The organism is Vibrio fortis (assembly GCF_000695685.1).
GTDB classification, from domain to species: domain Bacteria; phylum Pseudomonadota; class Gammaproteobacteria; order Enterobacterales; family Vibrionaceae; genus Vibrio; species Vibrio fortis_A.
In genome coordinates this window covers 363551-387158 of sequence record NZ_JFFR01000025.1, presented here as the reverse complement: position 1 = coordinate 387158, position 23608 = coordinate 363551, and the positions used below count along the sequence as shown (strand labels likewise).

Genomic DNA, 23608 nt, shown 5'->3' with positions numbered 1-23608 from the left:
AACGACTAAATTACCATCGCTTTATCGCTACTTTTTTGGGCAATCAACCAGGTGGTCGTTCACCATGCCGACCGCTTGCATAAATGCGTAGCAGATCGTCTCTCCGACAAACTTAAATCCACGCTTTTTAAGGAATTTACTCATGGCTTTTGATTGCTCAGTTGACGCAGGAACCTGAGACATTTCTTGCCAGTTGTTCATGATGACTTGGTGGTCAACGAACTGCCAAAGCGCATTAGAGATTGAACCAAATTCTTTCTGTAACTCTATTGCGGCACGCGCATTATTAAATACTGAAGCAATTTTGCCTTTGTGTTTGACCACATCATACGTCTCAATAATCTCAGCGACATGTGATTCATCCATTGCAGCTAAAGCCTCTAAGTCATACTCTTTAAATGCCGCTCGATAGCCTTCTCGCTTCTTCAAAATGGTGATCCAACTTAAGCCAGCTTGCGCACCTTCAAGCGTAATAAACTCAAACAGAACCTGATCATCATGAATCGGGATACCCCATTCCTTATCGTGATACTCCCTTTCCAACTCGTGCTTCAATGCCCATGCACAGGTTTGTTCGACTTGTTGTGTCGTCATTTGTGATTCTCCCTAACGGTCAGTACAGCGACCAAAAAATAGTGCCCCTTGATGGGGCACTATAGTCTTTAAATAATAATGAAAATGTTAGACAACTTTGATTTTGTGGAACATGCGGTACAACACCGGCACCACAATCAGGGTTAATACTGTCGCAAAGCCTAGACCGAACATGATAGTTACTGCCATCGGCTTAAAGAAGATGTCCGGTAGCAGCGGAATCATACCCAGAATGGTCGTAATCGCCGCCATACAAACAGGTCTAACACGACTCAATGCAGCGTCCACTACCGCGATGTATGGTTCCTTACCCGATTTCATCTCAATATCGATTTGGTCGAGCAGTACAATACCGTTCTTGAGCAGCATCCCCGACAGACTCAAGAAGCCAAGCAATGCCATAAAGCCAAACGGCGTGTTGAGCGCGAGCAACCCTGTGGTTACACCAATCAATGCCAGTGGCACGGTCAACCAAACAATCAGCGGCTCTTTCACTGAGTTAAACAAGAACACGGTGATCAAGAACATAAACAGGTAACCGAGAGGCATCGTAGTAAACAGCGACGCTTGTGCATCGGCTGAAGACTCATATTCACCACCCCACTCGAGTGAATAACCCGGTGGAAGCTCAATCGCTTCAATCTGTGGTTGTAGACGCTTTTGAAGCGTTGCAGCGGTCTCTTCACCCAGTAAATCAGGGTCAGCAAACACCGTCAGCATACGCTTGCGGTTCTTACGAATGATGAGTGGGTCTTCCCATTGCATCTTGTAGCCTAGGGTCACTTGTTGCAACGGAATGAACTCACTCAATGCTGGACTCCAGATCTTCATCCCTTCGATGTTTCGGATGTCGATACGCTCATCTTCTGGTAGGCGTGCCACGATAGGCATCAATGTCGTACCATCACGATATACACCGATCGCTTTACCAGAAAACGACATTGCCAAGAAATCATCCACATCAGACTTCGTGATACCGTAACGACGAGCCTGACTTTCGTTAAACTGAGGTTCAAGAACCTTAGTACGATCGCGCCAGTCGTGACGAACGTTAAATGCACCTGGATCAGCATGCATAATATCAATCACTTGAGCGGCAATTGAACGCAACACTGTTGGATCAGAACCTACGATACGCGCTTCAATTTTCGCACCGCCACCTGGACCCAATTCAATTTGTTTCAACTTGTAGTCAATTTCAGGGAAGCTAGCATCAACATAGTCTCTAAAGCGCTTCATAAGTGGAGCAAGAACTTCATAACTCTTAACACGAGTTGTGATTTCGCCATAGGCACTGTAGCTCTTCTCTGGCGCATACGTCAGCATGAAACGTTGTAAACCCTTACCTGCGGTCGTCGTAATATGCTCAACTTCCTCTTGCTCAGATAACCAGTTTTCCAGCACTTTCAGCTTGGTATTTGTCGCACGGATGTCTGTCCCTTCTGGCATCCACACATCTACTTGGAACATTGGTGTGGTTGATGATGGGAAGAAGGCTTGTTTCACGAAACCGAAGCCGTAAACACTCGCACCTAAACCAATCACCAGAACGATCATGGTTAGCCATGCGCGCTTCATACAGAATTCAAGAAACTTTTTGTAGATGACAAAAACCATCCCGTTGTATGGATCTTTACCTTCGTTATCCGGATCCACCTTCTGACCTTTGAAGAACAAGTCAGCAAAGAACGGCGTGATTGAGATTGCAGTGAACCAACTCAACATCAACGAGATAAGCAGTACCGTAAACAAGGTGCCACAATATTCGCCCGTCGAGTCTTCTGAAAGTCCAATAGGCGCAAAGGCTGTTACCGCAATCACAGTCGCACCTAACAGAGGCCACTTGGTTTGAGTAACGATGTCGGTGGCGGCCTGCATACGCGTTCGGCCTTTTTGGGTGCCTATGAGTATGCCCTCGACCACCACAATGGCATTATCCACCAGCATCCCCAGCGCAATAACCAGAGCCCCTAGTGAGATACGTTGCAAATCGATCTTGAAGTACTGCATGAAGATGAAGGTACCCAGTACCGTCAACAACAAAATCAATCCAATCAACAGACCCGAGCGCAGCCCCATGAAGAACAGCAGCACCACGATAACGATAGCAACGGCTTGTCCTAAACTGACCACAAAGCCACTAACCGACTTGTCTACCTCTTTCGGTTGGTTATATACCTCAGAGATATCAATGCCTACAGGTTGTTGGTATTTCAGCTCGGCTAAGCGTCGGTCAAATGCTTCACCAACCGCCACTACGTTCACACCTTGAGCAAACGAAATCCCGAGGTTAAGTGCTAACTTACCGTTGTAGCCGATGATATTGGTTGGTACTTCAATATAACCACGCTTAACGTCTGCTACATCTTTCAAGTAGATGAGGCCTTGTGCGCCACCTTCGGTAAGAATCAAGTCTCCAAGCTGCTCAACATTCTGGAACTCCCCTGTCGGGTGTATACGAATATATTCGTTACCGATTCGCACCGCACCTGCGTCGGAAACCACGTTTTGTGTCGAAAGGAGATTAAAGACTGTGTTTGGAGAAAGGCCTAAAGAGCTGATTTTCTTCATCGATATTTCAATGAAAACTTGCTCTTGCTGCGCCCCCGAGACCGAGACTTTACTCACTCCGTCCACCAGTTCTAATTCACGGCGGAGGTAGTCAATATAATCGAGTAGCTCTTTGTAGGAGTAACCCTCACCAGTGACCGCAAGCAAAATCCCGTACACATCACCAAAGTCATCGATCACTTGAGGATCATTCACCCCCGGAGGTAGCTGCCCTTTGAGATCGTTAACTTTACGACGCAATTCATCCCAGATCTGTGGAAGGTCATCGGGGCCGTAGTTGTTTTTCATGGTCACAGTGACCTGAGACAGTCCTCGGCTTGAAATAGAATTGACTTCATCAACATAAGTAAGTTGTTGGATTGCTTTCTCAAGCGGGTACGTCACCTCTTCCTCAACTTGCTGAGGTGTCGCTCCCGGATAAGAAGTGACAACCATTGCGTCTTTAATGGTGAACGCGGGGTCTTCTAGCCGACCTAGTCCAAAGAACGCTGAGACACCACCAATCAAGAAAATAAGTGATAGCATCCAACTGATCACCTTATTACGAATGAAATATGCCGCAACTCCTGTTACTTCATCATCGCTTTGAGGCTTGTTATTCACTTCACTCATTATTCGTCTCCTGAGACAATACTTCCACTGTCATCCCATCTCTTAACTTAGACACACCTGCTGTCACAATGGTTTGGCCAATTTCTAACCCTTTAATCACTTGCAGGGTTGTTTGGTTGGCTTTGCCTAAAACGATCTGTTGTTTGGTCACGGTCTTATCATCATTCACAACCCAGACATAAGAGTCTTTGTTATCTAGAGGGTCGCCGTCAGCATTGAATACCGATTCAATTGGGATCAGCACCCCCGCTTTGAGCTCTAAGCCAATATCGCGACCGTATGAAGTCACCTCTACTGCCATACCATCAAGGATCAGATCGTCCTTTGGCATTGGTAGCGCAAGAGTCACAGTAAACGTGCCAGTACTCGGATCCGGCTCTGTGGTGAACTCCTTGATTCGAGACTCATATTCATTACCGCTAGGGACACGAACCAAAGCTCGAATATCCGAGACCAGTGTCTCAGTAGGTTGATTCACATAAATACGATCTGGTAGTTGAATAACTACCTCAACGTCTTCAACGCTGTGAATATTGACGATCTGTTGGCCAACCTGAATGTTCTCGAATTGGTCGACGCTTACGCGAGAAATGATGCCATCTACAGGGGCACGCAATTTAGTAAATGACAGACGCAGTTTCGCCAACTCCAACTCGGCATAAGCGATTTGACGCTGCGCTGCAATTTCATCAAATTGAGACTTGGCCAATAGGCCTTTTTTAACCAATGGACTCGAACGTTTGTACTGGCTGTTTACCACCGTATATCGAGCCTGAGCGTTATCGACTTCTAGTTGATAGTCGGTTGGATCGAGTTCGGCAATCACGTCACCTTCTTTGACACGCTCACCCTCTTTTACCGTCAGTCGGTTAATTTCGCCTGCAACTCGAAAGCTAAGGTGCGCTTTTTCTGCCGCATTGGCGACTGCTGGGAAGTAGAGCTTGTCATGAAAATCAAGAACCTGTACTTCCATTGCTCGAACCAAAGGCACATTGACTTCAGACGTCACCTCCGGTCGTTCACAACCAACAAGTAACGCTAGACAGGAGAGCCCAATAACTCTTTTAATATTCTTCATATTAGAGCCCTCTCTCTTTAATCCACTCGCGGACTTTTTCACCTGACTTCAACTCATTAACGCCAGATGTCACAATGCGGTCGCCATCATTCAATCCAGAAACGATGTGACGCTTTTCGTCCGTCACTATCGCGACTTTCTCAACAATGCCGTCGTTATTCACGCGCCATACGTAGGTATCGTCGTTTTCTGTAATCATTGCGGCGGTTGGAATCTTGGTTGCAGCACCGCGATTTGAAGAGAGGAATACGTTACCAGACATGCCCGGCAAGATACCGATGTCCGTTGGACGCTCCATTACCATAGTCACTTTGTAAGAGCCGGTTTTAGGGTCCGCTTCGGTATCTACTTCTTGGAATGTCAGCGGGTAGGAATAATCCGGGAAGGCATCAAACACCATATTCGCTTCTGTTTCAAAACCGGCTGAGTAGCGCGTGATTAACTGATCTGGAAGCAAGAACACAACCTTCATAATCTGGTTGGTCTGAATGTTCATAATCCCTTCTTTAGCTGCCACATATTCATGATTTTCTGCAGGAATAATAGAGATGGTGCCATCGTAAGGAGCGACAAGGTTAGTGTATCGAAGGTTAGCTTTGGCTTGGTCTAATACCGCTCTTGCCGAGTTATGGTTTGCTTTGGCTTGATCGTAATCTTGCTCTGAAACCACGCGGTCTTTACGCAGCTTTTTAGCTCGTTCGAATTGAACATCCGCCAACAGATAGTTAGCTCGAGCTTGTTTTTCTAACAACTGATACTCGTCGGGGTTGAGAATGGCGAGTGTGTCGCCTTTTGTGACCACCTGCCCGGCAGTGACCTCAATACTTTGAAGGAGCCCCGGTACACGGAATGCGAGGACTGCTTTATCACCGGCTTCTGTTGTGGCTGGAAAGTCGCGTTTAAAAGTGTTGTTGCCGACAGAAACAGTGAAGAGTTTGGCAGGTCGAGATTCAGGTTCGGGGACAGGAGGCAGCTCCTTACCACACCCAGACAGCCCTGCTAGTGCTGTCATAAGGACAAGGGAGGCTTTATACATTTGAGATCATCCATATCTATAAATATTTTATTAACATAGATTAATCACATCTAACTTACCAGTTAATGTCCGGAATTATTTTGAGAAAATATCCAAAAAAAATAACGGCTTGGACGATAATCATCCAAGCCGTTATAGTAAGTTAACAAGTTAACGTGCTACATGTTTTTAAAGTCGCGATTCACTTTGAAAGTATCCGAAGTGACATAAGCTTCAATGTTGCGCACATCGCGCTCTATTTTCTCGAAATCACTCTCTAAAGTGTTGAGCAGGAACTCTGGTGTTTGACCTTGCTCCCATGGCTTTTGCTTTAAAGTGTGCTCCTGTTTTGACTTAAGTTCATCGACATAGCGTCTTGGCTGCTTTTCAATCATGAACGTCATCGCCAGATAAGCGAGAATCACTAAGAAGCTACCACCCAATAGCGCAGCAGAGATAACCATAATTCGTACTAACCATACTTCTAAGCCAAAGTAGTTCGCTAGGCCGGCACAAACACCTGATAACTTGCCGTTAATAGGATCGCGATACAGTTCTCTACTCATAGTTTCGTCTCCAATTAGGGGACTCCGCATCTAAGATCTTTTCTAAAGTTTTAACACGATCTTGCATAGACTCCGCTTGTTGCGAAAGGTGGTGCAACCTTTGAAGATCCGTCTCAGACAAACCGTTGCTCGACTTCTTCTTACTGCGGTAGTGTAAAAATAACCATAGCGGAGCAACAAAAATCAGAAAGACAATCAGTGGACCAGCTATTAGAAATGATGACATAGATAACTCCTAGGTTATTTATCGCGGTTTTCGACTTGCTGCTTCAGTTTCGCCAGCTCTTTCTCAATTTCGTCTTGAGCTTGCAGTTCAGCAAATTCTTGGTCAAGGGATTTAGCGTTACCTGTTTTAGCATACAGATCCGCTTCCGCCTCAAGTTCATCTACTTTACGTGACATTTGCTGAAATTTCGCCATCGCTTCATCTGTTTTGCTTGAATGAAGATGTTTTTGAACATCACGACGATTGCTTGCTGCGTTGTTACGAATCGCTAGCGCTTGTTGCTTTGCGCGCGTCTCAGCGATCTTAGTTTCAAGCTTACCGATTTCGCTGGTTAGCTTTTCAATTGTCTCTTCAACTAGAGTTTGTTCGGTGTGAAGACTCTTGATGATGTCTTCTAGCTTTTGCTTCTCAATCAGAGCAGCTCTCGCTAGATCTTCACGTTGCTTAGTCAGTGCAAGTGTCGCTTTTTGTTGCCAATCTGCAATTTGGTCTTCGATAGACTCAACCTTACGAGCCAGTTCTTTTTTGTCAGCGATAGCTTTCGCTGAATTGGTGCGAACTTCTACCAGTGTGTCTTCCATCTCTTGAATGATAAGACGAATCATTTTTTCAGGATCTTCAGCCTTATCGAGTAATGCGCTGATGTTTGAATTTACGATGTCTGCAAAGCGAGAAAAAATACCCATAAGGAACTCCTTAAATAATCAACTTAGCCAATGGTTAAACCATGGATACTGTGCGAATGGTGTTATCACTCGCGGATAAACTTATTCTTAGTAATCCAAATTGCGTGCCAATTTTATACTCATTAAAAATCAACAACTTAATATTAGGTGGTGATTATAACAACAGATGCTATGATGAAATTAACCAAGTGTTGGTATTTTTCACCACCAACGTCACACAATCGTACTGATAAGGCCACCTATGCAGCAAAATTTAATTGGCGAATCCCCAAGTTTTCTCTCTGTTCTAGATAAAGTCTCTCAATTGGCACCAATTGAAAGGCCAGTCCTCATCATCGGTGAACGCGGTACCGGTAAAGAGTTGATTGCGCAGCGTCTTCATTACCTCTCAAAGCGCTGGGACCAACCCCTAATTTCATTGAACTGCTCCACACTCAGCGAAGGCTTGATCGACTCCGAACTCTTCGGTCACGAGTCAGGCTCCTTTACAGGTTCAAAGGGTCGTCATCAGGGTCGATTTGAGCGTGCAGAAGGCGGCACCTTGTTTCTCGATGAACTAGCAACTACTCCCCTTGCAGTTCAAGAAAAGCTACTTCGCGTAATCGAATATGGACAGTACGAGCGCGTTGGTGGCCAAAAAGCCCTTAGTGCTAATGTAAGGCTGGTTTGTGCGACCAATGCCGACCTTCCCGATATGGCGAGCAAAGGTGAATTTAGGGCGGATCTACTCGACCGCTTAGCGTTTGACGTGATTACACTGCCGCCCCTGCGTGAACGAAAAGAAGACATCATACTGCTTGCCGAATATTACGCGATTAAGATGTGCCGCGAACTTGAACTTGAGCTGTTTGTCGGCTTCTCACCTGAAGCAAAACAGTCATTGATCGATTACCCGTGGCCGGGCAACGTTCGTGAACTGAAAAACGTGATTGAACGAGCTATCTACCAACATGGTCGTAATCCAGAGCCGATTGAATCTCTTGTATTTAATCCGTTCGAGCCAGCATGGAGTGAAGCTCAGGCTGAAACTGACAATCCTGCACCAAGCGACCATACTTCTAATGAGCGCAGCTTTTCGCTTCCTCTCGATTACAAGGCGTGGCAAGAGGAGCAAGACATCGCACTCCTCAATCAGGCCCTAAAAACAAGCAAGTACAATCAAAAACAGGCAGCTGAACTGCTTGGTCTTACCTACAACCAATTAAGAGGCATGGTGAGGAAATATTCGATAGTTGGTCAAAACAGCGATAAATAGCTGCTAGCACAGGATTATTATTTGGAGCGCAATAAATAAAATGTTAAATTATCCGGATCTTGAGGCCCCTCTTCCGCCTCGTTTCGAAAAGTATTTCTTTTTATGAAAGCACTATTAAGACTGTCACTAGGTATCTTCACGCTAGGCTTTTTAGCTGGCTGTGGAGAAAGCGTCGATCACGACCAGATCCGAGAAAAAGGCTTTATTTACTGCGGCCAAGGGAACCCGAGTACCTTTAATCCACAATTGGTGGACAGCGGTATTACTGCGGAGTCGCTAAGCCCTCAGATCTTCGATACTCTACTGCAGCTAGACCCTGAGACATATCGCCCACAGCCTAACATCGCAGCCGAATGGACGGTGAACAAAGCGGGTACTGAATATACCTTCAAATTGCGCCCAAATGTGCAGTTCCAAACGACCGATTGGTTCAAGCCAACACGTGCTCTAAACGCACAAGATATTGTTTTTAGCTTCGAGCGTATCACCAACAGCACTCACCCATTTCACTATGTCGGTGGCGGCCTTTACCCTTGGTTTGCGGGTATCGATTTCCCGAATCTAATTGACAGCATTGAAGCGATTGATGACCTAACGGTTAAGTTTACGCTCACTCGTCCAGACAACTCCTTTTTGACCAACATTGCCACCAGTTATGCAGTGATCCACTCAAAAGAGTACGCCAATCAACTGATTCAGTTAGATGAGAAAAACCGCTTAGACTCACACCCAGTCGGTACAGGCCCATTCTACCTTGATGATTTTCAAATCAACGACTTGGTTCGATTGAAAAAGCACAAGAATTACTGGAAGAGCAAGGTGAAAATGGACCAAGTGGTGTTTGATACATCACAACGTGGTACCGGCACACTCGCGAAACTGCTGCGTAATGAATGTGACGTGCTGAATTCGCCTATCTCGAGCCAGATTCCAATCATTCAAGCTCAAGAAGAGCTTGAGATTACAGCGACACCTGCTGTAAACGTGTCTTTCATCGCTCTAAACACAGAGCACCCCGCACTGCGTGACGCACGCGTACGTAAGGCGCTAAACCTAGCGATCAACCGCCAAAATATCTTGGATTCAGTGTATTACGGGACAGGCAGCAAGGCTTATACCCTATTACCACCAACCTCTTGGGCCTATCAAAAGGACCAAGTTCAGGTTCGCTACGACCGAAACTATGCTGTTGCACTTCTTAAAGATGCAGGCGTCGAACCCGGATTGGAACTCTCTATGTGGGTGCCACTTGAGCCGAGAGCCTACAACCCAAGTCCGCGTAAGACGGCGGAGCTTATCCAAGCAAACCTTGCTGATATCGGCATTAGCTTAAAGCTCTACACGGACGACCGATTCGATCGTACTCAACTCTCTTCCATCGCTTCGACGGATCTATTGCTTACAGGCTGGATTGGCCACACTGGAGACCCAGACAACTTCTTGCGCCCACTGCTCTCTTGTCAGTCAGAACGCGCAGGCTTGAACGTATCGATGTGGTGTAATTCAGATTTCGATTTTCTTCTTGATCTCGCGCTAGAGATCAATCAACAGAGGCACCGAGTGAACTTGTATCACCAAGCCCAGAATATTCTTAACGAAGAGTTCCCAGTGATCCCTCTGGCTCATGGCGTGCAATTCCGTGTACACGACCGCTCATTAACAGGCTTTAAGCAAAGCCCATTTAATGCGCAGCCTTTCGACCAAGTGACGAGAGAGGTGCAGCCGTAATGTTTTGGTATACGTTAAGACGCGTTAATTTATTTGTCATCACGCTCGCGATACTGACTGTTGTTGGTTTCTCATTGCTACGATTAGACCAAACATCACCGTGGGCTATCCAAGAGTTTTGGCCGGGCTGGTTGAGCTACATTGGCGAATTATCAACACTGAACTTCGGTATCAGTAAACATGGTGCGCCTATCTATGATGAATTGGCCGTTGTCTTCCCAGCGACGCTAGAATTGTGTTTCTTCGCCTTCCTACTTGCTCTCCTTATCGGTATCCCGCTGGGTACTATTGCGGGTATGCGTCAGGGCAAGTTCATCGACACCACAATCTCGTTTACATCGATGTCAGGTTACTCTGCCCCTATCTTCTGGGTCGCCCTGCTGATGATCATGGTCTTCTCTCTGCATTTTGAGATGTTCCCTGTTGGTGGTCGCTACGATTTGCTGTACGAGATTGAACATGTCACTGGCTTTGCAATCATTGATGCATTTTTTGCTGAAGGTCGCTACAAAGCACATGCTTTACAGAGTGTGATTGAGCATATGGCTCTACCTTGTTTGGTACTGGCTTTAGCGCCAACTACACAGGTTATCCGTCTAATGCGAGCATCAGTGGCTGAAGTGATGACGCAGAACTACATCCGAGCGGCACGTATTAAAGGTCTTTCAACTCACGAGATCGTCACTCAACACGTGCTACGTAATGCGATTCCACCTATCGTTCCTAAGGTCGGTGTACAGCTTTCAAGTATGTTGACGCTTGCCATCATTACCGAATCTATTTTTAACTGGCCAGGTATCGGTCGCTGGCTGCTTGATGCGCTATCGAACCAAGATTACGTATCAATCCAAGCTGGTGTGATCGTGGTGGCAACGCTAGTTCTGACAGCAAATATCCTATCGGATCTGATCGGCGCGATGATCAATCCTCTAGTAAGGAAAGAGTGGTATGCTAACAAGTAACGTTTATCAAGAAGAGCGCATCCCGACTCAATTTGAGCGTTTTTGGCGCAGTTTCCGCAATAACAACCTAGCTATGTTTGGCCTGTGGTGCTTGGTATTGATCATCTTCGTCACTATCACCGCGCCTTGGCTAGCACCTCATGATGCTCAAGAGCAGACGGGTCACTTATTGACGCCACCATCGTGGGATCCAGCCGGTACAGTTGAATACTTTCTAGGGACCGACGATTTAGGTCGAGATATCCTGTCACGCCTGATTATTGGATCTCAGCTCACCTTTGGTGCAGCGGTGGTGATTACCTTCATTGCAGCTGTCATTGGTTGTTTGATTGGCGTATTGGCGGGTATGACTCGTGGTCTACTATCAAGTACCCTAAACCACCTGCTTGATACGGTCATGTCTATCCCATCTTTGCTGCTTGCAATTATCTTTGTTGCTTTCCTAGGTTTTGGGGAATTCAACATCTTGCTGGCGATCTGTCTTGCGCTGATTCCACGCTTTATTCGTTCTGTCTATATCGCGGTGCACGCAGAGGTAGAGAAAGATTACATCATGGCATCACGCTTGGATGGTGCGAACGATTTTTACCTACTTTGGAACTCTATCGTTCCTAATATTCTTACGGTTATCGCCCTAGAGGTAACGCTAGCGCTGTCTGTTGCGATTCTCGACATTACCGCACTAGGCTTCTTAGGCTTGGGCGCTCAAGCACCAAGTACAGAGTGGGGCTCAATTCTGGGTGACTCAGTAGAGCTGATATACTTAGCGCCTTGGACAGTGACCCTACCAGGTCTCGCAATCATGTTTACCGTTATCGTCATCAACTTAGTCGGTGAAGGCGTACGCCAAGCACTTAACGCAGGAATCGAATAATGCCGTTACTTGATATTCGACATCTGACCATTGAAATCGAAACACCTCAGGGCTTAGTTAAAGCCGTAGATCGCATGAGTATTACCCTTAATGAAGGGGAAATTCGCGGCTTAGTGGGTGAATCAGGTTCAGGCAAAAGCTTGGTAGCCAAAGCGATCGTTGGCGTATGTAAAGAAAACTGGAAAGTTTCTGCGGACCGGATGCGTCTCGGGAACATCGATCTACTTCAACTGACACCTAAAGAGCGCCGCCGAGTCATCGCCCGTGATATCGCGATGATCTTTCAAGAGCCTTCGACCTGTCTCGACCCTTCGGAAAAAGTGGGACACCAACTGATCGAAGCGATTCCATCTCATGCCTTTGAAGGTAAATGGTGGCAGCGCTTTAAGTGGCGAAAGAAACAGGCGATTGCCCTACTTCATAAAGTCGGTATTAAAGACCACTCACGCCTAATGGACAGTTACTCTTATGAGCTGACTGATGGTGAGTGTCAAAAAGTGATGATTGCGATGGCGATCGCTGCCAAGCCAAAAGTGCTGATTGCCGATGAGCCAACCAATGACTTGGATCCAATCACTCAGTCGCAGATTCTGCGCCTGTTAAGCCGCATGAATCAGCTGCATAACACCACCATCATTTTGATTGGGCATGACTTAACAACCATTACCCAATGGGCAACGCGAATTACGGTTATGTATTGCGGCCAGTCAGTTGAATCTGCAGACACACCTAAACTCTTGGATGCACCTAAGCACCCTTATACCGTAGCGCTGCTTAAAGCGATGCCAGACTTTAATGATTGGATACCGCATAAAGAGAAATTGCAGTCTCTACCAGGCTCAATTCCTCCTCTGCAGCATTTGCCAATTGGTTGTCGTTTGGGTCCAAGATGCCCTTACGCACAGAGGCAATGTGTGGAAATCCCCCACACCAGTCGCGTAAAGAATCATAAGTTTAACTGTCACTTCCCACTGAACATGGAGAAGAAAAAGAAATCATGAGTGCACTATTAGAAGTCAGTGATCTTTCCAAAGATTTTACGACACGCTCTGGGCTTTTTCGTAAGAAGATTCATCAGGCGGTGAAACCGGTGAGCTTCACTCTAGAAGCAGGACAAACCATAGGATTTATTGGACAAAATGGCTCTGGTAAGTCAACGCTTGCTCGCATGTTAGCAGGCATGGTTGAACCTACGTCTGGTGAGATTCGAGTTAATGGTGAAAGGCTTGAACACAAAGACTACTCGACGCGTTGTAAGCTAATTCGCATGATCTTCCAAGATCCAAATACGTCGTTAAACCCTCGTATTCAGATCGGTCGCATTCTTGAAGGACCACTTAAGCGAAACACCAACATGCCGCCTGAAGCGCGTATGAAGCGAGTGAAAGACACTCTACTTCGAGTTGGCTTGCTTCCAGAGCACGCTTACTTCTACCCTCAAATGCTCGCAGCAGGACAAAAGCAGAGGGTTTGTCTGGCTCGTGCCTTGATACTTCAGCCATCCATCATTGTAGCCGACGAAGCGCTCAATGGTTTAGACATGGCGATGCGCTCTCAGATCATCAACCTGTTCTTGGAGCTTCAAGAAGAGATGGGCGTATCATTTGTGTACGTTTCACAACACATTGGCATCGTTAAACACATCACCGATAAAATCATCGTAATGCATGAAGGCGATGTGGTCGAAGCAGGTGAAACGCATGAGGTGCTCTCTAACCCTTCTCACCAAATTACTCAGCGTTTGGTTGAAAGTCACTTCTTTAAAGCACCAAACTATTAGTCACTTAAACCATTAAAACTGCGTTAATGTAAGAAGATGAGGGAATAAATGAAACTGTATATGTTCTACATTTATTCCCTTTTTATTGCTCTATTTTCAAACCCTACGCAAGCTACCGGGCTTACCTGGCTTGACCCTAGCTTCGTGGAACGCGCTTTCTACAGCGTTGCTCTGGAGCATGAATACACGAGTGGCAATCACCCGCTGGCGAAATGGAACCAACCAATAAGAATTTGGTTAGATCACCGCGTCGGCGATGAAGCTCTCCATCAAGAACTTACCGAATTACACGTTCAGCACTTGGCTCAAATCACCGGCCTATCTATCGAGTTTGTTAGTAAACAATCACAAGCCAACGTGCATTGGATTTATACACGTGAATCAAAGTGGACTAAAGAAGCCAAGTCAGCACTTAACCTAAGGTCAACTCAACATTTGAATACGGCAATATGCACCGCAGGTTATACGACCAATGCCACTGGTCATATTGTCTCTGCGGCTATCGTAATACCTGTAGACTTGGCAAGGAGTCGAGGCAAGTTATTAGCATGTGTCGTAGAAGAAATCACACAAGCGTTAGGGCTGCCCAATGATTCGGAGCATGCCTATCCTTCTATCTTTAATGATCACACACCAGAAGAGCTTCTAGCGCCTTTAGACGTGGTTTTGTTAAAGCTACTCTATGAGCCTGATTTGAAAGCAGGGATGACGCTCTCAGAAGTGAAACCTGTTGTGAAACGTTTATTAAGAGAATATCAAAAGGAAGAGATACTGAAAGGTGCTACTAAGGAAGCCAGACAGGCTCCCTTATATGAACTGTTTCGTTAGAGAAGAGTTAGCGCTTAGCCGCTTGCTTCTTCAGTTCGAAATCGAATTCGTCAGGGAAAAGTACTACGCCCTCTTCCTGCTCATTTGGGAAGACAACAACAGCGAGTTCATCGTCTTCTAGACCCATGGTCCAACGACTGTGCCACTTATTCAATGAGATCGCTTCAGCTTTACATTCTGCCCACTCGCCTGTTGCCCAAGATTCTGCGAACTCTTTGTTTGGCCAAACTGGTACACAATCTTCATCTTCAGTATTTAGCATCACACAACCGTGCTCGTCGGTTAGGATCCATACTTCACGATTAGCCACGATCTCTTTTACACAGTATTTAAAGCGTTGTTCACCTGTGTATTTGTTAACTTCTGCGATTTTTTGCTCGTCTAGCGGTGTAGTCATTATCTTTTCCTACTTTTGTCAGTGCGTTCGCTCTCATACAGTGTATGCCGAGCTTTTTGAACTGCAAATACTTCTATTCAAAGAAATAGTCTAATAAGGTGCAATTTAATGCCAAAGAAAAACGCCTGCTGAAAAGCAGGCGTTTAATTCGTCAGCAGCTTAATTAAGCAAGCTCACCTTGAAGCCAAGGCCAACCTTGCTTCTTACGGCTTAGTGTATTTTCCATCATCAATACACCGTCTTGCTCGTGCTTAACTAGCTTCTCAGCCCACTCACCTTTGTAAAGAAGACGAGTTTGAGCTGTTGTGATATCAGTTAACATTACTGCAGCGAATGCTAGACCGTCTTTCTCACAACGAGTTTCTAGGTCAGCTTCAAGTGCTTCAATCATGCCATCAACTTGCTCAAGAGTTGCTAGCTCAACTTGGCCAACTACTACGTCGCGACCGTTGAACGGGTAACCTTTAAGGTCTTTTTCTACTAGCTCAGCAGCAGATAGGCCTTCGATGTTTGTTTTCGCGATTAGCAGTGCTTTGATGAACGCGTCTACGTCAGTTACACCAGCGATTTCTGCTAGTTCAACAACTGCGTCTTTGTCTTTTTGAGTACAAGTCGGAGAAGCAAAACCTACCGTGTCTGACAGGATAGCAGACATCATTAGCTTAGCGATTTGTGGGGTGATTTCGTGACCTTCAATCTTGAACATGTTGAATAGTACAGTGTTTGTACAACCAACAGGCCAGATCCACGCTTCCATTGGGTTTACTGTCATCACATCACCAAGACGGTGGTGGTCAACGATACCAAGGATTTCTGCGTCAGCAACGTCATCAGGAGCTTGAGCTAGGTCTGAGTAGTCTACTAGCCAAATTTTTTCGCCAGCAACAGAAGTACGAAGCTCTGGCATATCTGCGCCAGCAACTTCTAGAATGTGTTGAGTTTCGCGGTTGATCTCGCCTTGGCGAATTGGTGTCGCTTCTTCGCCACGAGCTTTAAGAAGCTCAGTTGCAACTAGCGCGCTACAAATACTGTCACTATCAGGGTTTTTGTGACCAACAACTAAAATCATGTTTCTTCCTATTACACTAAAATTACAGCTCTACCTATAGAGCATCTCTTTATTTCGCTTACTTTACCCTATTTTTTGACAATGATCATCGCTTCGTTGCTGCCTGTTAGACTATTTGCCTATGGTAAGTTGCTAGAAAAACCATAAAACACAATTGATAATCATTCTTATTCGTATATAGTTATACCTAAGCCTTTATATACTGGGTATATCGCTATGAATCGAAGAATCCAATTCGCATCAGAACATCACACTTCAGAATCAATACCGTCATCCCTATTTCGTAAGCGAATATTTCTTACTGTCGCGCTTACCACTCTGATTGTGACTGTATCGCTATTGGATCTTACGGTCACGACTTTTACAGACTTCGCTTTTGCTTCTGCGCTCTACACGTTATTGAGCTTAGTGGGCTACCAATGGCTAACGCTTAACGCCGATAATGAACACTTACTCGCACATCAATGTCGCTCCAATCAAATCGTCTGTGCTTCTGTAATGGCCGCAATCCCTGGCTGCGGGGGTATGGTATCGGTTATGTCTCAGTTTGTTTCTGGGAAACTAGGCATTGGCGCGCTTATCGCAGCCCTAATCAGTACACTGGGCAACGCGGCTTTTTTGTTCATTGCCAGCGATGTAAGCACCAGCATCGCCGCGATCGCATTGAGTGTTATTGTGGGCAGCGCTTTGGGAAAAATTATTAATCTGTCCCATGTCGATGACTTACTGCGCCCAACAAAGCTTTAAAATCAATTAATCCCTCTTATCAATCATCCATTTCCGAGTTTCCGTTCGTTCCAAGGTCACCTGTCAGGATTACTGGTGGCCTTGGAGCGTTCTCCATAGAGCCTGTTTTTTCTCATAGGATGCCCACAAAGGCTCGTAGACGATTTCAAATAATGTAGGCTAACAGACTTCAAAATGTAAAAAAGCCCCTGTAAGCATCACTTACAGGGGCTTTTAACTATCTTTTGGCGTTTATATCGAGTGCATTAAGCAACTTCGATTGGACCACCGAATGAAGTAACTGGAGGTAGCTTACCAGTGAACTTCTCAAAGTCGACCAGACATGTGTTTGCCGATGTCGCTTGAGCTAGCTCAGAAGAGCCAATATCTTGAGTCAGTGTGTTTGGATCGCCGTATGTATCTAGCGCACCCACTTTCTCGTTCATTGGACCGTACCAAGCACCTTCTTCGATACGCACAACACCTGGAGCGTAGCTATCCATAAGAACAGCACCAGCCAGAAGTTGACCACGGTCGTTGAATACACGTACCACATCACCATCTTTGATGCCTTTCTTCTTAGCATCTGTTGGGTTGATGTAGATTGGCTCACGACCTTGTACCGCGTAAGTTGCACGGAACTCTTCAGAATCACACATCTGAGAGTGTAGACGCTTGTCTGGGTGACAAGATTGCAGCCAGTACGGGTGTTTGTCAGAACCTGGACCACCGTGTGAACGTTCAGATTTCTCGAACCACATTGGGTGCTCTTGACAGTGCTCGTAGCCCATGTTGCCTACAGTACGGCTTGTGATTTCGATGAAACCAGAAGGTGTACCTAGTGCATTGATCTCTGGGTCTTCACGGAATGAAGCGTGACGAGTCCATGGCTTACCTTTACCGAAGTCTAGGAAACCTTTCTCCCAGAACTCAGCAAACTCTGGCATTTCAAAGCTGCCTTCGTTTGAAGCGCGACACTCGTCATACAGAGATTTAACCCACTGCATCTCGTCCATACCACGCGTGTAGTCGTCGTAACGGCCCCAACGCTTAGTTAGGCTAGACATGATCTCGAAGTCAGTCTTAGATTGGAACAGAGGATCCACCAGTTTGTGCATCGCGATCAGACCACGACCAGAGTATGCGCCATAACCATCAATATCGTTACGTTCCCACTGAGTACATGCTGGAAGCACGATATCAGAGTGACGACACGTCGCCGTCCAAGTGAAGTCTACTGCGACAACAGTTTGTAGGCTCTTGAACGCTTTACGCATCTTGTTGCGATCTTGGTGGTGGTGCCACGGGTTGTTACCACTAAATACCATCATCTTGATATCTGGCAGTGTTACCGTTGCGCCGTTCGCTTTGATCTTCTTACCTGGCTCTAACAGGCTATCAACCCAACGAGCAACTGGGATTACGCGGCTGTAACCGTTGTAATCTGTGTTCGTGTGTTTTGGCTTCTGACCTTGGTCGATGTTCAGTGGGAACGAACCCGGAGCTGAGAAACCAGTTGAAGATACACCGATACCAGAGTAGTGGTGACCGTAAGAGATACCACCGCCAGGTAGACCAATTTGACCAACCATTGCTGCGATAACTGCACACATCCAGTAAGGCTGTTCACCGTGCTCTTGACGCTGAATACTCCAACCTACAAGAATTTGTGTACGACCGTTAACCAGCATCTTAGCGAAGTCACGGATTGAGTCCGCACTTGCGCCACAGATAGCAGAAGCCCACTCCGGTGTCTTCTCTACTTTATCTTTTGTCTCACCTTGAACGTACTTAATAAAGTCTTCAAAACCTAGACAGTAAGTCTCGATGAACTTCTTGTCGTATAGGCCTTCATTGTAAAGCACGTGAGCAACACCTAGCATGAACGCCACGTCAGTTTGTGGGTTTATGTAGAACTGCTCGTTTTCTAGGTAACGACCTGTTTTGTTTTTAACAGGGTCAACAGAAACAACGTTGATCTCTTTGTTAGCAACTTTTTCTTTCAGTTGTTCTAGGTATGCGAACGACTCGTGAGTCTCACACGTCCAACCTACTTGAAGGTTCTTAACTGGATCGTTACCCCAAAGGATAATGTTGTCACTGTTTTCTAGGATAAGTTCCCAAGATGTACCTTGTGCATAAACTTCTGTAGAACCTAGCACGTAAGGCATGATTGTTTGACCAGCACCTGTTGAGTAGTCACCAATCTTCTTCACAGAGTAGCCATGAAGTGCCATTGCACGTTGCATGTGGTTAGTACAGCTGTGGAACTGACCTGTTTGTCTCCAACCAGTTTGACCTGTGTGAAGCGCCCATGGGCCGTAATCTTTCTGTACGCGCTCAAGCTCGCGGTAAACAAGATCTAGTGCCTCGTCCCAAGTCACACGGATAAAGCGGTTGTTACCACGTGTATCTGCGCTGTACTTGTGTTTTTTCAACCAGTCTAGGCGAACCATAGGGTAACGCACACGTGATGGGCTGTAGATGATGCCTTTGATACCCTTCAACATCTCTGTTGGGTGTTTATCAATTTCTAGTGGCTTAATCTCTTGAACCTTACCAGCGTAAACACGAGCACGGAATGCTCCCCAGTGAGAACCTGAGACTTTCCACGTGCCGTCTGTTTCTGCTGCAGATGCAGAAGCCGACACTAATAGGCTTGGGCCCATAACTGATGCCGCACCTGTTGTCGCGACACCTTTCAGAAAACTTCTTCTTGTAATTGCCATTGTGTTACTCCAATTGACGTCTTATTAGTGATGGCCTTCAGAAAAATCTGATGAGTGCTTCTGTAGATACTTAAGAACAAGTGCTTCTGTATCAGTGTCGAAGTTAACGAATGCGATCATACCGTCTAGCATGCCTACCCAACCGTTAGCACTGAAGTGTGCTTCGTCTGGCTGAGAGTGACACGTTGAACAGTTAGACTGGTAAGCCTGACCTGCTGCATTCCAGATTGGATCGAAGTTATCAACCATAGACTCTTTCTTCATCCATAGTGCTAGGTTAACTTCTTCCCATGGAAGACCCGTTAGCTCATCTTCTTTCTTCTCACCAACAGTGATAACGTCGCTTTGAGACACTTCTTTGGTCAAGATTGCAGTAGAGATGTTCATACCGAAATCTTCTTGGATTACACGACCGAAGCCTTTCGCTTTACGCCAGCCATCGATCTGAACCTTGATCATGTCGCCTTTTTCGTCGATCACTGCAACTTTACTTGCTGGGCTCAATAGACCCGCTTCAACTGTTGCTGTTTCGTCTGTGTACATTGGTAGGTGACGGATTGAGATCACGTCAGAGCCGTTCGCGTAAGAAGTGCTACCTGCAACTTGCTCAAGCTCACCAACGATACCGCTCGCTGATTCCATATCAAGTGGAAGGTTGTGCGCGATGCCTTTGTGACAGTCAACACAGCTTTGGTCACGCTCTGCTGCATTCTTCATTTGAATACGAGCAGTTGGACGCATGTTTTCGAAATCCATTGAGTCGTAGTTATGACAGTTTTTACACTCTAGAGATTTGTTTGCAGAGAAACGATCCCATTCGTGTTTTGCCAACTCGATACGACGTGCTTCGAATTTTTCAGGTGTATCTAGGTCACCGAAAACTTGTGCGAATACTTCTTTAGATGCTTGCATCTTACGCGCGATTTTAGCTGTCCATTCGTGAGGAACGTGACAGTCTGGACAAGTTGCACGAACACCAGATGTGTTTTTCCAGTGAACCGTGTCTTGCAGTTCTACGTATACGTTGTCACGCATGGTGTGACAGCTGATACAAAATTCTTCCGTGTTAGTTGCTTCTAAAGCAGTGTTGAAACCACCCCAGAAGATAACACCCGCGATAAAACCACCCATGGTTAGTACACCAAGGCTGATGTGTACTGCAGGGCGTGTCATAGTGCGCCACAGTTTAACTAAAAATGACTTCATGATTAGCTCTCTTAAATATCTGTTCTAAAAAATGTTGTTGTGTGAGGCATTACATGCCGCCGTGAGCACCTGGAGGTCCGAATACGAACACTTGAAGCGCCCAAACTAGGAAGCCGTAACCACCTACAAATGCAACACTCAACACAGGAAAGAGAACCACTGCGATGAAGAGGAATGACTTCCACTCCAACGAGCGCTTTTCGCCAGTTTCAATTTTATTAACATCACTCATACATTTTGCCTATTTTGTATTTAGTAATTTCGATAAGCCCATTCTAAGGGGCTAAAGTTCATCAGTATCTAGCAACAAATTTTAGACCATACTCAAAGTAGGGTTCAATCAAATCACCGCTCTTAGCCCTTGCTAATCAATACTTTTTTGAGCTCATCCAGAGTTGTTTTCAGTTAAAGAAACATATTAAAAAGTATTAACAAATGTGAAGAATTAAGTAGATTAATCAATTGTTAAATTGACACAAAAACCCAACAAACCAATAACCAGTTGTAACTTTTTACCTACTAAGTAGTAGCCAAATTAGACGCAAACAGCGAGATTTATGTGCAAATTTTGTTAAATCTTTGCTGCAAAAACGCGCTGTAATCTCATCAGGAGAAAATGAATTTGAGCGTCGTTTCAGATAGTATGGGAGGACTAAATAAGGAAGCTTTATGCAAGACGTTATCGATATCTCGTGGTGGCAGTTATTACTCTTTAGTTCATTACTGATTCTTCCCATCGGCATTAATCACCACTTCAAACTCGGTCTCGCTAGAGAAGCTAGTATCAGCATTGCTCGAATGGCTGTTCAGCTATTCCTCGTTGGTTTGTACCTCGAGTACCTATTTAAGCTCGACAGTGTGTGGATTAACCTTCTTTGGCTGAGCATCATGATCGTCGTGGGTGCAAGTTCGATTATTGAAAAAGCAAAGCTACCAAGAAAGCTGCTCTTATTACCCATAGCAACCGGATTGTCCATTACCTGCATTCCTATCGTGCTTTTCATCTGCTTCTATATCATCAAACCAATGCCCTTATTTGGTGCACAGTATTTGATACCTATCGCTGGCATGCTGCTTGGTAATAGTTTGAGTAGTAATATTGTGGCGCTACAAAACTTATTTGGTGCCTTTGAAACTCAAAAGTCGGAGTATGAAGCGGCAATAGCTCTAGGAGCGTCTCCAACCTACGCGTCAGCGCCGTTTGTTCGAAATGCAATGCAGAAGGCGATGTCTCCTATAATGGCCTCTATGGCGACGACAGGCCTTGTTACACTTCCCGGTATGATGACAGGCCAAATTTTAGGGGGCGCCTCCCCTATGATTGCCATTAAATATCAGTTAATGATCATGCTCGCCATCTTCATCATGATGAGCACATCGCTTGCGCTAGCTTTGAATCTTTCACTTAAAGTCGCTCTGACCAAAGAGGGGCGAGTAAAAGCAAAGATCAAAAATAATACTTGATCACCATTTTGATCCTTATAAATAGGGTTACTCACGGAATTTAAGACAGGTTATCCACAGAAACTGTGGATAACCAAATGCAACACCTGTGGCTCTGCCATATTTAAGTTATCAACAACCCAAATTAGTGCATCTCTCCCCTTTTCAAGGATATATAGAGATACGTTACCGAATAGATGATTTTTTAAACGACTTCTGTGTGCCCTTTACGAGGTTGTTTGTCCACAATTAAAAACGGCCCACCGAAGTGAGCCGCTAGAAACTGTGATTAAGTGTGTCAAAATCAGTCACGCAGATAGATCAACCAGTACCACATGCCGACAAAGATACCGCCGCCAATGATGTTGCCTAGTGTTACAGGCAGTAGGTTATTGATCAAAAAGTCCATCATATTTAGGTCAACGTAATCTGCTGGATTGGCTCCAGTCATACTCCAGAACTCAGCTGGGGCAAACGTCTTAATACCGATAGCTAATGGTACTTGGAACATGTTGGCAATGCAGTGCTCAAAACCCGCCGACACAAACATCGCAACAGGTAGAATCATAACCGCAATTTTATCTGTGAGAGTGCGGCCACTGAATGTCATCCATACTGCAATACACACAAGCACATTACACATGATGCCCAACGCAACGGCTTGAATAAAGTCATGGTGAAGCTTGTGTTGAGAAATAGCCATGGCATTCAAACCCACTTGGCCATGATCAAACATGTATTGTTTGGTCAAAAGCATACAAGCCACCAGCAACAGAGCACCAATCAGGTTACCGATGTAAACTGTCGCCCAGTTTTTGACTAAGGTTTTCCATGAAATCTTACCACTTGCTCTCGCTACCAACGTCAGTACCGAGCTGGTAAACAGTTCACCACCGGTCACAACCACTAGAATAAGACCAAGACTGAAGGCAAGACCACCAATTAAACGAGTAATGCCCCAAGGCAAGTCACCAGCCCCTGTCGTCACTATGGTATAGAAAACAAAAGCGATACCAATATGAATACCAGCAGAGATAGCCAATAAGAAAGATTTAATGGGATCTTTAGTTGCTTTACCTACGCCGATATCTGCAGCGCGCTCAGCCATTTGAGGCGGTAATAATGAGTCAAATTGATTTAGGTTCATGGTTGTTTACATTTTGAAACATGTCGTCGGGAGCGCGATAATCCTCTCTTTTATTTTTTATTTCAAGTGCTAATTTTCACGCTAATTATCGTGATCCAGATCTCATTCAAAAAATG

At 45.5% G+C, this 23608-nt stretch carries 22 protein-coding genes; 9 read left to right on the top strand and 13 right to left on the bottom strand.

Annotated elements, in window-relative coordinates:
- Window positions 1-27: 27 nt before the first annotated feature.
- The 7 genes from VFDL14_RS07385 to pspA form a co-directional block, all read right to left on the bottom strand.
- Window positions 28-594: a DNA-3-methyladenine glycosylase I gene (locus VFDL14_RS07385; protein WP_032552137.1), complete on the bottom strand. Its 567-nt coding sequence runs from the start codon at window positions 592-594 to the stop codon at window positions 28-30.
- Window positions 595-681: 87 nt separating this feature from the next.
- The gene (locus tag VFDL14_RS07390; RefSeq protein ID WP_032552136.1) at window positions 682-3777 is read right to left on the bottom strand and encodes an efflux RND transporter permease subunit; all 3096 of its coding nucleotides are present in this window, start codon (window positions 3775-3777) and stop codon (window positions 682-684) included.
- Window positions 3770-4855 carry an efflux RND transporter periplasmic adaptor subunit gene (locus VFDL14_RS07395; protein WP_032552135.1) on the bottom strand — a complete coding sequence of 362 codons (1086 nt, stop codon included), beginning with the start codon at window positions 4853-4855 and terminating at the stop codon, window positions 3770-3772. Before VFDL14_RS07395 ends, VFDL14_RS07390 begins: the two co-directional genes overlap by 8 nt.
- A gap of 1 nt (window position 4856) precedes the next feature.
- Window positions 4857-5891, bottom strand: coding sequence for an efflux RND transporter periplasmic adaptor subunit (locus VFDL14_RS07400; RefSeq protein ID WP_032552134.1), 1035 nt, complete (start codon window positions 5889-5891; stop codon window positions 4857-4859).
- Between the two features lie 158 nt (window positions 5892-6049).
- Window positions 6050-6436 carry an envelope stress response membrane protein PspC gene (pspC, locus tag VFDL14_RS07405; protein ID WP_032552133.1) on the bottom strand — a complete coding sequence of 129 codons (387 nt, stop codon included), beginning with the start codon at window positions 6434-6436 and terminating at the stop codon, window positions 6050-6052.
- Window positions 6429-6662 carry an envelope stress response membrane protein PspB gene (pspB, locus tag VFDL14_RS07410; RefSeq protein WP_032552132.1) on the bottom strand — a complete coding sequence of 78 codons (234 nt, stop codon included), beginning with the start codon at window positions 6660-6662 and terminating at the stop codon, window positions 6429-6431. Before pspB ends, pspC begins: the two co-directional genes overlap by 8 nt.
- Before the next feature lie 14 nt (window positions 6663-6676).
- The gene (pspA, locus tag VFDL14_RS07415; protein ID WP_032552131.1) at window positions 6677-7348 is read right to left on the bottom strand and encodes a phage shock protein PspA; all 672 of its coding nucleotides are present in this window, start codon (window positions 7346-7348) and stop codon (window positions 6677-6679) included.
- Between the two features lie 241 nt (window positions 7349-7589).
- Here pspA and pspF point away from each other — a divergent pair, with 241 nt between their 5' ends.
- The 7 genes from pspF to VFDL14_RS07450 all read left to right on the top strand — a co-directional run bounded on the left by pspF (window position 7590) and on the right by VFDL14_RS07450 (window position 14775).
- Window positions 7590-8603 carry a phage shock protein operon transcriptional activator gene (gene pspF, locus VFDL14_RS07420; RefSeq protein ID WP_032552130.1) on the top strand — a complete coding sequence of 338 codons (1014 nt, stop codon included), beginning with the start codon at window positions 7590-7592 and terminating at the stop codon, window positions 8601-8603.
- Window positions 8604-8705: 102 nt separating this feature from the next.
- A complete protein-coding gene (gene sapA / locus VFDL14_RS07425) occupies window positions 8706-10331 on the top strand; it encodes an ABC transporter substrate-binding protein SapA (RefSeq protein ID WP_032552129.1) in 1626 nt (541 codons plus the stop codon).
- On the top strand, window positions 10331-11293 hold the full coding sequence (locus VFDL14_RS07430; protein WP_032552128.1) for an ABC transporter permease: 963 nt from the start codon (window positions 10331-10333) through the stop codon (window positions 11291-11293). Before sapA ends, VFDL14_RS07430 begins: the two co-directional genes overlap by 1 nt.
- A complete protein-coding gene (gene sapC / locus VFDL14_RS07435; protein ID WP_032552127.1) occupies window positions 11280-12167 on the top strand; it encodes a putrescine export ABC transporter permease SapC in 888 nt (295 codons plus the stop codon). The genes VFDL14_RS07430 and sapC overlap by 14 nt, the downstream gene beginning before the upstream one ends.
- A complete protein-coding gene (locus VFDL14_RS07440) occupies window positions 12167-13168 on the top strand; it encodes an oligopeptide/dipeptide ABC transporter ATP-binding protein (protein WP_032552126.1) in 1002 nt (333 codons plus the stop codon). Before sapC ends, VFDL14_RS07440 begins: the two co-directional genes overlap by 1 nt.
- Window positions 13165-13947 carry an ATP-binding cassette domain-containing protein gene (locus tag VFDL14_RS07445; protein WP_032552125.1) on the top strand — a complete coding sequence of 261 codons (783 nt, stop codon included), beginning with the start codon at window positions 13165-13167 and terminating at the stop codon, window positions 13945-13947. The genes VFDL14_RS07440 and VFDL14_RS07445 overlap by 4 nt, the downstream gene beginning before the upstream one ends.
- A gap of 48 nt (window positions 13948-13995) precedes the next feature.
- Window positions 13996-14775, top strand: coding sequence for a DUF2927 domain-containing protein (locus VFDL14_RS07450; RefSeq protein WP_419177369.1), 780 nt, complete (start codon window positions 13996-13998; stop codon window positions 14773-14775).
- 7 nt (window positions 14776-14782) lie between these two features.
- Here the strand turns inward: VFDL14_RS07450 and VFDL14_RS07455 are convergent, their stop codons facing one another.
- Window positions 14783-15172 (bottom strand): DUF2750 domain-containing protein, encoded by a 390-nt coding sequence (locus VFDL14_RS07455; protein ID WP_032552123.1) that lies wholly within the window; start codon window positions 15170-15172, stop codon window positions 14783-14785.
- Window positions 15173-15335: 163 nt separating this feature from the next.
- A complete protein-coding gene (locus VFDL14_RS07460) occupies window positions 15336-16241 on the bottom strand; it encodes a manganese-dependent inorganic pyrophosphatase (RefSeq protein ID WP_032552122.1) in 906 nt (301 codons plus the stop codon).
- 216 nt (window positions 16242-16457) lie between these two features.
- Here VFDL14_RS07460 and VFDL14_RS0123295 point away from each other — a divergent pair, with 216 nt between their 5' ends.
- Window positions 16458-16988 (top strand): putative manganese transporter, encoded by a 531-nt coding sequence (locus VFDL14_RS0123295; protein ID WP_032552231.1) that lies wholly within the window; start codon window positions 16458-16460, stop codon window positions 16986-16988.
- Between the two features lie 245 nt (window positions 16989-17233).
- Here the strand turns inward: VFDL14_RS0123295 and torA are convergent, their stop codons facing one another.
- The 3 genes from torA to torE are packed head-to-tail and all read right to left on the bottom strand — an operon-like array spanning window position 17234 to window position 21134.
- Window positions 17234-19696: a trimethylamine-N-oxide reductase TorA gene (torA, locus tag VFDL14_RS07465; protein ID WP_032552121.1), complete on the bottom strand. Its 2463-nt coding sequence runs from the start codon at window positions 19694-19696 to the stop codon at window positions 17234-17236.
- Between the two features lie 24 nt (window positions 19697-19720).
- Complete coding sequence (gene torC / locus VFDL14_RS07470) at window positions 19721-20902, bottom strand: pentaheme c-type cytochrome TorC (protein WP_032552120.1); 1182 nt, start codon at window positions 20900-20902, stop codon at window positions 19721-19723.
- Window positions 20903-20951: 49 nt separating this feature from the next.
- Window positions 20952-21134, bottom strand: coding sequence for a trimethylamine N-oxide reductase system protein TorE (gene torE / locus VFDL14_RS07475; RefSeq protein WP_032552119.1), 183 nt, complete (start codon window positions 21132-21134; stop codon window positions 20952-20954).
- A gap of 437 nt (window positions 21135-21571) precedes the next feature.
- On the opposite strand from torE, the gene VFDL14_RS07480 reads away from it, so the two are divergent.
- Window positions 21572-22366 carry an ABC transporter permease gene (locus tag VFDL14_RS07480; RefSeq protein WP_032552118.1) on the top strand — a complete coding sequence of 265 codons (795 nt, stop codon included), beginning with the start codon at window positions 21572-21574 and terminating at the stop codon, window positions 22364-22366.
- 283 nt (window positions 22367-22649) lie between these two features.
- Here VFDL14_RS07480 and focA read toward each other — a convergent pair whose 3' ends face one another.
- Entirely contained in the window at window positions 22650-23492 is an 843-nt protein-coding gene (gene focA / locus VFDL14_RS07485) for a formate transporter FocA (RefSeq protein ID WP_032552117.1), read from the bottom strand.
- Window positions 23493-23608 lie beyond the last annotated feature (116 nt).

Coding starts and splice junctions, on each gene's coding strand:
- pspB (WP_032552132.1), bottom strand. CDS start 6,662: ATGTCATCATTTCTAATAGCTGGTCCACTGATTGTCTTTCTGATTTTT.
- VFDL14_RS07430 (WP_032552128.1), top strand. CDS start 10,331: ATGTTTTGGTATACGTTAAGACGCGTTAATTTATTTGTCATCACGCTC.
- VFDL14_RS07385 (WP_032552137.1), bottom strand. CDS start 594: ATGACGACACAACAAGTCGAACAAACCTGTGCATGGGCATTGAAGCAC.
- VFDL14_RS07440 (WP_032552126.1), top strand. CDS start 12,167: ATGCCGTTACTTGATATTCGACATCTGACCATTGAAATCGAAACACCT.
- pspA (WP_032552131.1), bottom strand. CDS start 7,348: ATGGGTATTTTTTCTCGCTTTGCAGACATCGTAAATTCAAACATCAGC.
- VFDL14_RS07390 (WP_032552136.1), bottom strand. CDS start 3,777: ATGAGTGAAGTGAATAACAAGCCTCAAAGCGATGATGAAGTAACAGGA.
- VFDL14_RS0123295 (WP_032552231.1), top strand. CDS start 16,458: ATGAATCGAAGAATCCAATTCGCATCAGAACATCACACTTCAGAATCA.
- VFDL14_RS07460 (WP_032552122.1), bottom strand. CDS start 16,241: ATGATTTTAGTTGTTGGTCACAAAAACCCTGATAGTGACAGTATTTGT.
- VFDL14_RS07395 (WP_032552135.1), bottom strand. CDS start 4,855: ATGAAGAATATTAAAAGAGTTATTGGGCTCTCCTGTCTAGCGTTACTT.
- VFDL14_RS07445 (WP_032552125.1), top strand. CDS start 13,165: ATGAGTGCACTATTAGAAGTCAGTGATCTTTCCAAAGATTTTACGACA.
- focA (WP_032552117.1), bottom strand. CDS start 23,492: ATGAACCTAAATCAATTTGACTCATTATTACCGCCTCAAATGGCTGAG.
- sapC (WP_032552127.1), top strand. CDS start 11,280: ATGCTAACAAGTAACGTTTATCAAGAAGAGCGCATCCCGACTCAATTT.
- torC (WP_032552120.1), bottom strand. CDS start 20,902: ATGAAGTCATTTTTAGTTAAACTGTGGCGCACTATGACACGCCCTGCA.
- VFDL14_RS07480 (WP_032552118.1), top strand. CDS start 21,572: ATGCAAGACGTTATCGATATCTCGTGGTGGCAGTTATTACTCTTTAGT.
- pspC (WP_032552133.1), bottom strand. CDS start 6,436: ATGAGTAGAGAACTGTATCGCGATCCTATTAACGGCAAGTTATCAGGT.
- torE (WP_032552119.1), bottom strand. CDS start 21,134: ATGAGTGATGTTAATAAAATTGAAACTGGCGAAAAGCGCTCGTTGGAG.
- VFDL14_RS07400 (WP_032552134.1), bottom strand. CDS start 5,891: ATGTATAAAGCCTCCCTTGTCCTTATGACAGCACTAGCAGGGCTGTCT.
- VFDL14_RS07455 (WP_032552123.1), bottom strand. CDS start 15,172: ATGACTACACCGCTAGACGAGCAAAAAATCGCAGAAGTTAACAAATAC.
- VFDL14_RS07450 (WP_419177369.1), top strand. CDS start 13,996: ATGAAACTGTATATGTTCTACATTTATTCCCTTTTTATTGCTCTATTT.
- pspF (WP_032552130.1), top strand. CDS start 7,590: ATGCAGCAAAATTTAATTGGCGAATCCCCAAGTTTTCTCTCTGTTCTA.
- torA (WP_032552121.1), bottom strand. CDS start 19,696: ATGGCAATTACAAGAAGAAGTTTTCTGAAAGGTGTCGCGACAACAGGT.
- sapA (WP_032552129.1), top strand. CDS start 8,706: ATGAAAGCACTATTAAGACTGTCACTAGGTATCTTCACGCTAGGCTTT.